This is a genomic window from Pseudomonas sp. UBA6753 (genome assembly GCF_002453565.1).
In the GTDB taxonomy this organism is placed as follows: Bacteria; Pseudomonadota; Gammaproteobacteria; order Pseudomonadales; family Pseudomonadaceae; genus Aquipseudomonas; species Aquipseudomonas putida_Z.
Map to the genome: position 1 here is coordinate 1 of NZ_DKHD01000047.1, position 11103 is coordinate 11103.

9 protein-coding genes are annotated in these 11103 nt (G+C 63.3%); 4 read left to right on the forward strand and 5 right to left on the reverse strand.

Annotation, left to right across the window (positions count from 1 at the left end):
- Positions 1-2896, forward strand: a 2896-nt coding sequence (locus tag B2790_RS18870; protein ID WP_286919474.1) for an immunoglobulin-like domain-containing protein, incomplete at its 5' end; no start/stop codon positions are given.
- A gap of 333 nt (positions 2897-3229) precedes the next feature.
- Here the strand turns inward: B2790_RS18870 and B2790_RS18875 are convergent.
- Both B2790_RS18875 and B2790_RS18880 read right to left on the reverse strand, forming a co-directional pair.
- Positions 3230-3415 (reverse strand): hypothetical protein, encoded by a 186-nt coding sequence (locus B2790_RS18875; RefSeq protein ID WP_025339711.1) that lies wholly within the window; start codon positions 3413-3415, stop codon positions 3230-3232.
- A gap of 294 nt (positions 3416-3709) precedes the next feature.
- On the reverse strand, positions 3710-4753 hold the full coding sequence (locus B2790_RS18880; protein WP_085706469.1) for an alpha/beta fold hydrolase: 1044 nt from the start codon (positions 4751-4753) through the stop codon (positions 3710-3712).
- 208 nt (positions 4754-4961) lie between these two features.
- On the opposite strand from B2790_RS18880, the gene B2790_RS18885 reads away from it, so the two are divergent.
- Entirely contained in the window at positions 4962-5315 is a 354-nt protein-coding gene (locus B2790_RS18885) for an SH3 domain-containing protein (protein WP_075045635.1), read from the forward strand.
- Complete coding sequence (locus tag B2790_RS18890; protein WP_286919475.1) at positions 5315-5548, forward strand: hypothetical protein; 234 nt, start codon at positions 5315-5317, stop codon at positions 5546-5548. The genes B2790_RS18885 and B2790_RS18890 overlap by 1 nt, the downstream gene beginning before the upstream one ends.
- Before the next feature lie 227 nt (positions 5549-5775).
- Here the strand turns inward: B2790_RS18890 and B2790_RS18895 are convergent, their stop codons facing one another.
- Positions 5776-6681, reverse strand: coding sequence for a LysR family transcriptional regulator (locus B2790_RS18895; RefSeq protein WP_286919476.1), 906 nt, complete (start codon positions 6679-6681; stop codon positions 5776-5778).
- A gap of 98 nt (positions 6682-6779) precedes the next feature.
- Here B2790_RS18895 and B2790_RS18900 point away from each other — a divergent pair, with 98 nt between their 5' ends.
- Positions 6780-7541 carry a sulfite exporter TauE/SafE family protein gene (locus B2790_RS18900; RefSeq protein ID WP_025339707.1) on the forward strand — a complete coding sequence of 254 codons (762 nt, stop codon included), beginning with the start codon at positions 6780-6782 and terminating at the stop codon, positions 7539-7541.
- A gap of 1 nt (position 7542) precedes the next feature.
- Here B2790_RS18900 and B2790_RS18905 read toward each other — a convergent pair whose 3' ends face one another.
- Both B2790_RS18905 and B2790_RS18910 read right to left on the reverse strand, forming a co-directional pair.
- Positions 7543-8967 carry a GGDEF domain-containing protein gene (locus B2790_RS18905; protein WP_286919478.1) on the reverse strand — a complete coding sequence of 475 codons (1425 nt, stop codon included), beginning with the start codon at positions 8965-8967 and terminating at the stop codon, positions 7543-7545.
- A gap of 139 nt (positions 8968-9106) precedes the next feature.
- Positions 9107-10936 (reverse strand): SLC13 family permease, encoded by a 1830-nt coding sequence (locus B2790_RS18910; RefSeq protein ID WP_286919477.1) that lies wholly within the window; start codon positions 10934-10936, stop codon positions 9107-9109.
- Positions 10937-11103 lie beyond the last annotated feature (167 nt).

The window sequence follows — 11103 nt, forward strand, 5'->3', positions numbered from 1 at the left end:
CACCGCACCGTTCGTGGCGCAGAGCGATGACGTGTACCGTGACGGTGAAACCCAGACTGTCAGCGTGATCGATGCCGGCAGCCATAACTTCGAGAACCTGAACACCAGTGCCACCACGACCGTCACCGTGAGCGACACCGTCGACACCGTGAAGGCCGGGCTGAGCATTTCGCCGAACCCGGCCGTGGAAGGGCAGGCGGTGACCTACAACATCACCCTGACCGGTCCGGCCGGTGCCGATTTGACCCAGCACGGCGGCCTGGATATCGAGCTGAGCAACGGTAAGGTGGTCCACATCGCAGCCGGGCAGATCAGTGGTTCGCAGTCGGGTGTTCTGGCGGACGACGTCTATGTGGGCAGCAGTGCCCCGAGCATCGCCATCAACGGGATCACCGAGCAAGGCACGGGCAAACAGGTCTTTGAGAATCTAGTCAAAGGCGACCCGGTGACCCTGCAGATCACCGACGAGCCGGGCACTCCAGGTAACCCTGGCACCCCGGGGACACCGAATGGCGGCGATGAAGTGACGCTGACTCTCACCTGCAACGCCGTGCAGGAAGGTCACACCACGACCATCACCGGCACCCTGAGCCACCCGGCAGGCCAGACCTTCACCGTCACCCTGAGCAACGGCCAGACCCTGACCTTCGCCAAGGACGCCACCACCGCCACCACCGCACCGTTCGTGGCGCAGGGCGATGACGTATTCCGTGATGGCGAAACCCAGACCATCAGCGTGACAAATGCAGGCAACCACAACTTCGAAAACCTGAACACCAGCGCGACCACGACCCTCACGGTCACCGATACCATCAACTCTGTGACGGTCGTGCTGAGCGCGTCGCCCAACCCGGCAGCCAAAGGCCAGGAGGTGACCTACACGGTCAATCTGGAAGCGCCGGCTGGCATGAGCGCAAGCAACCATGGCGGCCTGACCATCAAGCTGGACAATGGCCTGACCATCATGGTGGCGGCGGGCGGCACCACCGGCACGGTGAAAGGTGCCATTCCCGACGGTGTCTTCGTGGGGGGTGGCAGCGTGTCCGTGGGCATCGACCAGATCACGCAGAATGGCACGGGTAGCAAGGTGTTCGAGAACCTGGTCCCGGGCGCCAGCGTTGCGGTGGGCATGACCAATGCCACGCCAACCATCACTTCGGGTGCCGCGCTGGTGTCCGAGGAGGGGCTGATCGGCGGGAACAAAGACATCGTCGGTTCACCAGCCGACCAAAGCGACAGCAAGTTGTACGCTGGCAAGCTGACGGTCAGCGATATCGATACGCCGTCGGCCAACCTCTCGGTCAGCCTGGCAGCACCATCGACAGCGCTGACGTCCTCTGGCCAGAGTGTGCAATGGGCGTTGTCCAATGGCGGCAAGACCCTGACCGGCACGGCCGGTGGCAAGGACGTGATCGAAATCAGGATCGACAATGCTGGCAACTACACCGTGGAGCTGAAGGGGCCGCTCGACCATCCGAACCAGGCGGCCGAGGATGTACTGTCCCTCAACGTTGGTGTCAGCGTTTCCGACGGCAGCACCTCATCGACCGGCACGCTGACGATCAGCGTCGAAGACGACAGCCCGACCTTTGCCACCAGTGACAATGCCGGCATGTGGAACACTGTCGGGTACACGGCGGTTGGCGACACGCACTTCCTGGCGGGCGGTGATGGCGTGGGCACGCTGAAGTTCGGCACCATCGTTGGCCTGCCTTCGGGCTGGAGCAGCAAGGCAACGGATGCAAGCGGCACCACGGTGGAAGTTTTCGACGGTACCACGAAGGTGTTCACGCTTGCCTTGGGAGCGGATGGGCACTACACCGTCACCCAGAACAGCATGCGTGAAGGTAGCCGAGATACGTTCAACCTGGAAAGTTTGAAATCCGGGAATACCTCAACCCTGCCTGTCACTTTCACCAGTGGCATAACGGCCAGCTTCGAAGCCTTGGCCAGTGCTACAGGGAAGCCGACGATCAACGTCGGCAATGGGCTGGGGGTGGGTAACAACCACTTCTCTGCCAACGAAAAGTTCTCCGTGGCGTTCACCGATGCCCTGCAGCACGCCGTCTCGATGAAAGAAGTCACGCTAGGCATTGCGCGGCTTCAGGTCAGCGGTGACGTCAATATCATCGCCTCCTACAAGGACGCCAATGGTGTTGTGCATGAAGCAACGAAGACTTACACCATCACCTCTGGCTCCGAGTCCATAAAGATTCTGGCCAGTGATTTCGCGGGCCTTGCCGGGCACGCCTTCGACACGATTACCCTGGCTGCACCGAGCAAGAGTACGCTTGACACCACCTTCACCAAACTGACCTATGTAGAGGAGAAACCTGCCAGCGACCTGAACTTCACGGTCCATGTCATCGGCACCGACCACGATGGTGATTCGGCAAGCAGCTCGTTCGTGGTGACATCCCATGGTGACGCAGCCTCGTCGGCGTCGATGAGCACGATGTCGCTGATGGCGAGCGACACATCGGACAGCGCCTCCACATCCCTGCTTGGCAGCGAGAACCACATCCTGTTCGTAGGGGCAGGGGACAGCACCGTCACCGGCAGCAGCGGCATCGCCGAGTCCTTTGTGTGGACGGCAGGTGATACCGGCCATGACGTGGTCAGGAACTTCAATGCTGAAGAAGGCGACCGCCTGGACCTGAGTGCCCTGCTGCAGGGCGAATCGCTGTCGTCCATCGACAGCTACCTGAAGATCACCACGGTCGATGGCGAGTCGACCTTGCAGGTCAGCACCCAGGGCAAGTTCACTCCCGGCGGTGACACCAGCAGCGCTGACGTGTCGATCAAGCTTGAAGGTGTGAACTGGTCGAACACCACGGTCAGTTCGCTGGTCAGTGGTGGTGATCCAACCATCAAGATCGACCACTCCGGGCAATGAGCCACGCCCCGCGGCGGCCGCCAGGCCGCTGCGGGGTTCCCCCCGGCGGCCTGTTTCGATGAAGGGCGTGACGCTCAGGCTGTAGGCCGTCAGAGTGGTCTTGCCGATGGTGAGTCAGGTGTCTTCTGTGGTTATTGTTGAATCCCCTCAAGTTACTCGACTGCCTGTGCTGGCCCATTCGCGGGCACGCCCGCTCCCACAGGTACTGTGCAAGTCTTGAGTACTGTGAAGATCCTGTGGGAGCGGGCGTGCCCGCGAAAGGGCCAGCACAGGCAACACACCTCTCATGGCTTGGCGCAAAGTCCGGGTCTCGCTAGACATCTCCCACAGGTTTTACTGCAGGGTCACCGGCTTCATGCCATCCGGCAGCTTTTGAATAGCTGCCTCCATCCGCGCGATCGGTGCCGCGAGTTCGTCCGCTTCCTTGTCCTTGCCCTCCCTTCTCAGGCGATCACGCTCAAGGCGTAGGTTAAGCAAATTCTTCTGCAGCTTCAGGGCCGAGGTATTGAACGGATCCATGCTTTTCTCACGCTGTAGGCTTCCGTGCCGTTGTAGGAAAACTGGACCGTAGCAGCTCGAATTTGCTGGAGAAACTGATGTTTCATACAGGCAAATCTCACTGCTTCGATTCTTCCTACGTTGCGAGGTAAAAGATCCTACAAGCCGCATTTCAAATCGTGTCTTTCAAATTCGCCTCAACACCGCGCGGTAGCTGGGCACAATCGGTTTTCGACAATCCAGGCCCTCGACGCGGCTCAAACCAGGGCCTGCCGCTCCTTTCGAAACCTTATGTAGCAATTGCCGCCCCGCAAGCTACAGGTGGTCCGCATCCACCACCGCCTGGGTGAACGCCTGCGGCGCTTCCTGCGGCAGGTTGTGGCCGATGCCGCCGCTGATCAGCCGGTACTCGTACTTGCCGGTAAAGCGCTGCGCATAGGCTTCGGCCGGTGGGTGCGGGGCGCCGTTGGCGTCGCCTTCCAGGGTGATGGTCGGTACGCCGATGCTGGGGAAGCTGGCCAGTTTGGCCTCGAGCGGGTCGTAGCGTGTTTCGCCCTGGGCCAGCCCCAGCCGCCAGCGGTAGTTGTGCACGGTGATCGCCACCTGGTCGGGGTTGTCCAGGGCCTTGGCGCTGCGCTCGAAGGTGGCGTCGTCGAAGGCCCACTTGGGCGAGGCGGTTTGCCAGATCAGCTTGGCGAAGGCATGGCGGTTCTTTTCATAGCCGGCCTGGCCGCGCGCGGTGGCGAAGTAGTACTGGTACCACCACTGCAACTCGGCACTGGGAGGCAGGGGGGCCTTGGCGGCTTCCTGGCTGCTGATCAGGTAGCCGCTGACCGATACCAGTGCCTTTACCCGCTCTGGCCACAGCGCCGAGACAATGTCGGCAGTGCGTGCGCCCCAGTCGAAGCCGGCGAGCACGGCACGCTGGATATGCAGCGCATCCATGAAGGCGATCACGTCGCTGGCCAGTGCCGAGGGCTGGGCATTGCGTGGGGTTGCCGCAGACAGGAAGCGGGTCTGCCCGTAACCACGTACGTAGGGCACCAACACCCGGTAGCCTTTTGCCGCCAGGGCGGGTGCAACTTGCTCGAAGCTGTGAATGTCATACGGCCAGCCATGCAGCAGGATCACCACCGGGCCGTCGGCCGGGCCTTGCTCTACGTAAGCCACATCGAGCACGCCAGCGTTGACGTGTTTCAGCGGGCCAAAGTCATCCGCCGCTGCGGCGGCTGGCTGGGGCTGCTGTGGTGCAGCCGTGGCCATGTTCGCCGCCAGCAGGCCAAGTGGCAGCAGGGCACAGGCGAGCAGCGTACGGCTGAAGCGGCGTGGCAGGGCGGTGGTCGAGTGGCGGGCAGACATTGGGCATCTCCTTGGCGAAGCCATCGGTGCGGGTTGATGGGTGCCAGTAAAGATGACGGCTGTATCGCGGATGTGTCCGCTCGGCCCGTAGGAAGCGTTCTTGTGTATCAGGTCTCAATTTGTACACATGAAGATACAAACACCGGCTGGCAGCGGGTTTTGCCGCTTCTGCTACGATCGATAAGTTTTCCCGGCCAAGGAGAGGCCCATGCATTACGTTGTGATTGAACCTCACCGCAGTGAGTACCCGCGGCCCATCCGCTTCGCCAAGGGCACCTTGCTGAACATTGGCCCACGCTACGAGGGCGAGCCAGGTTGGCAGGACTGGTACCTGTGCACCTGCACCGGCCAGGAGCCCGGCTGGGTGCCGGCCCAATTGATCGAGCGGCTCAGCGTGTGCCAGGGCAGGGCGCTGGACCACTACTCGGCGCATGAACTGGATGCCGACCCGGGGCAGTTGGTGCAGATGGTGCGCCCGCTCAATGGCTGGGTCTGGTGCAGGCGTCATGGCAGCGATGAGTTCGGCTGGTTGCCTGCGCAGAAGCTTCAGCAGCTGACCTGATGTACGCGTTCGCTCCAAGTACGCAGCTCCCACAAAAGAACCAGTGCCTCACATCTGATCCGCTTTTTTTCCATAAACCTGAATCTGTAACGGTATCAGCCCAAGCCCGACAATATGCCCATTCCCGCATCACACTTGTAGAGGTTCCAATGGGCAAGCTCGCGCTATTCCTGGGTGGTTTTCTGCTGCTGACCATTCTGATCGGTATTCTTGGCACCATTCCGCCAAGCTGACGTTAAACACCTATATCCCTCGCGGCCTGCCTTTCCTTCGGGCGGGCCCATTCCTCTTCATTGTTGGCCGATTCACCCTACCGATTTGTACGATAAGTCGTTCTTTGCACTGGGAAAACTGTCCACAAAAAACGTGGGTAGGTCTGTGGATAAAGTGCTGCAAGCCAGGCCCGCGGCGGGCTCTGTTAAATTGAGCAGAATTTGAGCAGCCGTTTCAGGGCGTTGTTTCAGTAGGCCAGACCGGCGCGGCGCAGGGCAGCCAGCAGGTCGCGTACCCGCGCCGGCAGCTCGCCGGCGGGGTACACGGCATGCATCTGCGGGTCCTGGCCGTTGCTGGAAGTCAGGCGGTACTGCGGGCATACCCGCACCAGCCGCCCGGCCTTGACCTGCGCTTCGCCGACCCAGGCGGCCAGGCGGGCGATACCGGCACCGGCCAGGGTGCTGTGGTACACCGCGTCACCTGAGTCCAGGCGCAGCCTGGGCCTGGGGCGCAGGCTGGTGATCTGGCCGTCGCGGCAGAAGTGCCAGGCCTTGAGGATGCGCGGGGCAGTGTGCAGGATCAGCGCGTGGCCTTCGAGGTCCTCGGGTTGTTGTGGCGTGCCGGCCAGTGCCAGGTATTCAGGGCTTGCATACAGGTGGCGCTGGTAATCCCACAGCGGGTAGCCGATCAGCTCGCTCGACTGCGGAAAGGCACCGCGCACCACAAAGTCGAACTTGCCTTGCAGCGGGTCCAGGGCCCCGTCGCTGTACTGCACGTCCAGGGTTACCTGGGGGTGGCAGCGGGAAAACTCGGACAGCACCTGGGGCAGTACATGTTCACCCAGTACCTGCGGCACGGCGAAGCGGATCCAGCCTTGTGCACTGCCGCTGAGCGCGGCCAGTTCGTCGGCAGCATCACGTTGCACATCCAGCAAGCGTTCGGCGTGTGGCAGCAGGCGCTCGCCGGCTTCGGTCAGGGTCACGGCATTGGCGTTGCGGTTGAGCAGTTTGCTCCCGGCGTTGTCTTCCAGGGTTTGTACCGCGCGGGTTACCGCACTGGGTGAGCGCCCCAGGGCGCGTGCGGCGGCGACGAAGCTGCGCTTGTGCGCCACGCTGACGAACGCCTGGATTTCCCGCAGCATGTCCAATGCCATTGCCTGCTCCTCGTTGCAGTTTTCGCAATATGGCATTTCAACACAAGCGCGGCACTTTGATTAGCCTTGCAGGCGTCTTCACTGCCTGGAACCGCGTCATGATGGATATCGCTGTGCTTTCCGTGTTCGCCTTCGCCGCTGGGCTGATCGACGCCGCGGTGGGGGGCGGTGGGCTGATCCAGATCCCGGCCTTGTTCAACGTGCTGCCCACCGCGCAACCGGCGGCATTGCTCGGTAGCAACAAGCTGGCGTCGGTGTGTGGCACGGCCTTCGCTGCGCGTTCGTTCATCCGCAGGGTGACGCTGGACTGGGGGTTGATCGTGCCGGCTGCGCTCAGTGCCTTCGTCATGTCGTTCGCCGGTGCCGCCACGGTGTCGCTGGTGCCGCCCAGCGTGATGCGCCCGGCGGTGCTGGTGCTGATCGTGCTGATGGCCATCTACACCTTCTGCAAGAAGGACTTCGGCACGCTGCACAAACCCACAAGGATCGGCCGCAAGGAGCAGTGCCTGGCGGTGCTGATCGGTGGCGCGATCGGCTTTTACGATGGCCTGTTCGGGCCGGGCACCGGCAGCTTCCTGATCTTCCTGTTCATCCGCTTCTTCGCTTTGGACTTCCTGCATGCCTCGGCATCGGCCAAGGTGGTGAACATCGCCACCAACCTTGCGGCACTGGTGTTCTTCGTGCCATCGGGCAACGTGCTGTACGCCATCGCCTTGCCCATGGCGGCGTGCAATATCCTCGGCGCGTTGACCGGTACCTGGCTGGCGGTGCGCAAGGGCGCGGGCTTTGTTCGCGGGCTGTTCCTGGTGCTGTTGTGCGTGCTGATCGCCAAGTTGACGTGGGACTTGCTGGCCGGCTAGCTCACATCACCTGGCGTTGCGGCTCGGCCTGCTCGACGCGGTTGCGGCCATGGGCCTTGGCTCGGTATAGCGCCTGGTCGGCACGCGCCAGCAGTTCGTCGAGGGTGGGGGCCGGCATGTCGGCGGCACAACCGGCCAGGCCGATACTCACGGTAATCTGCAGGTGTTGGTCGGCCTGCACCACATGCAGGTCCTGCACGGCGCGGCGCAGGCGTTCGGCAGTGAACTTGGCCCGGTCTGGTGCCAGGCCCGGGAGGATCACGACAAATTCCTCGCCGCCCAGGCGGGCGAACAGTTCGCCATCGTGCAGCTGGTCCTGCAGGGTGCCGGCGAACTGGCGCAGCACCTGGTCACCGATCGCATGGCCGTGGGCATCATTGATCGACTTGAAGTGGTCGATATCCAGCATCATCAGGGTCAGCGGCAGCGCCTGGGCGTGTTGTTGGCGGCTTTCCAGCAGCGCGTTGGCGCGGCGGGTGAAGGCGCTGCGGGTGAGTACGCCGGTGAGGTGGTCGATGGTGGCCTGATGCGCCAGGCGGGCCATCAGGCTGCGGTTGGCCTGGCTGACGCAGGCCACCACCAGCGGCCCGAGCACCAGCATGGCGATGCCCAGGCGCGCCGACATCAGCGTGGTTACCCCGGGTTCGCTTTGCGGCACGCTGAAATGCATGAGGTTTTGCGCCACCGCCACGATCAGCGTGCTGCCGGCGGTGAGTGTCAGCAGTGAGACCAGGAACGGTGAGTAAGTCCAGGCGCACCACAGCAGCGCGGCAATCGGGAAGGCAATAGCCCCGGGGCCGCCGAAGGCAATGCTGGACGCCAGCGAGGCCAGCAGCATCAACAACGGCGCCAGGCGGATGGCCTGGGCGCCACCGCGCACCAGGGCTCGCGCCGAGGGCGCCGTCAGCAGCACTGGCAGCACCAGCACGCTGGTCGAGAACTGTTCACTGAACCAGGCCAGCCAAGTGGCGCGCAAGGACTGTTCGAACCACGGCGCGGCCATTGCCGCCGCCATGCTGGCCGCCACTATCGCCCCGGCGGCACAGGCGCCGAACACGCTGAGCACGCCGTGGGGGGTACGCATGCGCCGGTGCAGGCGCGGCAAGCGCGAGAGCAGCAGCCAGAGTGTGACCACCACCCCCAGGTTGCACAGGTTGAACCACAGGGCCGGTACCCAGGCGCTGCCACACAGCAGGTCGGCGCCGACCATGGCCAGCCAGACCAGGGCAAAGCCCGTCAGCGTGGCCTGGCGGGGGTAGCGCAGCAGCACGCCGGCCAATACCGCGTTGACCGGCCAGAACAGCGACAGGGATTCGATCGGGCGGGCGAGGATGCCGCCCAGCGTCAGGGCGAAGGTCAGGCCGAGTAGAACGACGTAGTGCAACAAGCGCGATTGGGCTGGAAAAACCATGGGCTCGACCGGCAAAGCGGAAACGAAATCCAGGACAACGGCTTGAAGCACCTGGGGCAATTGCGCATAAGTGTGTTTCGTCAGAGGACTTGATGTCAATCTGCCGCGATTGGTCGAGATAATGCCAAATTGCCTTCATTCGAGGCGAGTTACCTCACAGCCCGAAGAACCACGGCACCATCAACACGGTCACCAGCATCACCAGTACGGTGAACGGCACGCCGACTTTGACGAAGTCGGCGAAGCGGTATTGTCCCGGGCCCAGTACCAGCGTGTTGACCGGCGATGACACCGGCGTCATGAACGCCGCCGAGGCGGCCAGCGCCACGGTCATGGCAAACGGGTAGGGCGACATGCCCAGCTGCGTGGCGGTGCTGACAGCCACGGGTGCCATCAGTACTGCAGTGGCCGTGTTGGAGATGAACAGGCCGATCAACGCCGTGACCGCGAACAGGCAGGCGAGGATGGCGCTGGGGCCGGCACCGCCCAGCACGCTGACCAGTCCGTCCACCGCCAGGTCGATGCCGCCGGTTTTCTGCAGTGCCTGCGCAAAGGGCAGCATGCCGACGATCAGCACCAGGCTTTGCCAGTGGATGGCCCGGTAGGCGCTGTTCATGTCGATGCAGCGGCCTGCGCCCATCAGCAGGCAGCCGATCAGGGCGGCAATCACATTGGGTACCGCGCCGCTGACCATCAGCCCGACCATCACCGCCAGGCTCAGCAGCGCCTGTGGTGCGCGGGTGCGGGCGGGCGCGACCAGGTCGATTTCCGCGGGCAGGCTCAGCACCAGGAAGTCCTTGGGCTTGCCTTGCAACTGGCGCACGGCCTTCCACGGGCCGACTACCAGCAAGGTGTCGCCCAGGCGCAGCTTTTCTTCCACCAGCTGTTCTTCGATCGCCACCTGCTCGCGGCGCAAGCCCACCACGTTGAGGTCGAAGCGAGTGCGGAAGGCCAGTTCGAGAATGCTCTTGCCGAGCAGTTTCGAGCCCGGTGGCAGCAATACCTCGGCCATGCCCAGCTCCTGGGACTGGTCAATGAAGTAGGCGGCCTTGAAGTGCAGTGGTTCCAGTTGCATGGTCTGGCACAGGCTGCGCAGGTCGTCGCGGTTGGCGAACAGGTCGAGCAGCAGCACATCGCCCTGGTGCAGCACGGTGCTGGAGTCGGCGGCGATCACCCGCGTGGTGAACTTGTGCTGGCGTTCGATACCGATCACGTTGGCGCCATGCCGGGTGCGCAGCTCCAGCTCGCCCAGGGTATGACCGATCAGCGGCGAGTGGGGACGGATGCGCAGGCGACGTTCGCGGCCGTTGAGCTTGTAGTCCAGCACCAGGTCCAGCAGGGTGCGGCGGCTTTCCACGCGGCCGTCCTTGCGCACTTCGCCATTCAGCCAGTGCCGGGTCAGCAGCATGTAGCCGATGCCGAGCACCAGTACCACCAGGCCGAACGGGGTGAAGCTGAAGAAGCTGAAGCCCGCTTCGCCATGGCGCACCAGTTCGCTGTGCACCACCACGTTGGGCGGTGTGGCCACCAGGCTGAGCATGCCGCTGATCAGGCCGGCGAAAGCCAGCGGCATCATCAGGCGGGCGGGTGAAAGCTGCAGGCGTGCGGCGATGCTCAGCACCACCGGAATGAAAATGGCCACCACGCCGGTGGAGCTCATCATCGAACCCAGCCCTGCCACGGCCACCATCAGCAACACCAGCAGGCGCGCCTCGCTGTTGCCGGCCCGCTCGCTCATCCATTCGCCGATACGGTAGGCAATGCCGGTGCGCACCAGGCCTTCACCGATCACGAACAGGGCGGCGATCAACACCACATTGGGGTCACTGAAACCGGCCAGCGCCTGCTCCACGGTGAGGATGCCCGACAGCGGCAGGGCGAGGATCACCAGCAGCGCGACCACGTCCATGCGCGGGCGGTTGATGACGAACAGGGTGATGACGATGGCCAGCAGGCCGAGGACCCAGAGCAGCTCTTGGTTCATGGGGAGGGGGTGTTCCTTCACACGGGGGCACGATAGACAGTAGCAGCCAGTTTGCAGGATCGTGGTGAAGGGGGTGTTGATGTGCTGCAACAAAAAGGGCCGCTAGGCGGCCCATCGCTGGCAAGCCAGGCTCCCACAATGACTGCGCATGGCTTGAGGTCAATGCG

What these genes read in the sequence shown, in the direction of transcription:
- B2790_RS18890 (WP_286919475.1), top strand. Translation starts at nt 5,315, where the DNA reads ATGTACGCGTTCGCTCCAAGTACGCAGCTCCCACAAAAGAACCAGTGC.
- B2790_RS18875 (WP_025339711.1), bottom strand. Translation starts at nt 3,415, where the DNA reads ATGGATCCGTTCAATACCTCGGCCCTGAAGCTGCAGAAGAATTTGCTT.
- B2790_RS18910 (WP_286919477.1), bottom strand. Translation starts at nt 10,936, where the DNA reads ATGAACCAAGAGCTGCTCTGGGTCCTCGGCCTGCTGGCCATCGTCATC.
- B2790_RS18895 (WP_286919476.1), bottom strand. Translation starts at nt 6,681, where the DNA reads ATGGCATTGGACATGCTGCGGGAAATCCAGGCGTTCGTCAGCGTGGCG.
- B2790_RS18885 (WP_075045635.1), top strand. Translation starts at nt 4,962, where the DNA reads ATGCATTACGTTGTGATTGAACCTCACCGCAGTGAGTACCCGCGGCCC.
- B2790_RS18900 (WP_025339707.1), top strand. Translation starts at nt 6,780, where the DNA reads ATGATGGATATCGCTGTGCTTTCCGTGTTCGCCTTCGCCGCTGGGCTG.
- B2790_RS18880 (WP_085706469.1), bottom strand. Translation starts at nt 4,753, where the DNA reads ATGTCTGCCCGCCACTCGACCACCGCCCTGCCACGCCGCTTCAGCCGT.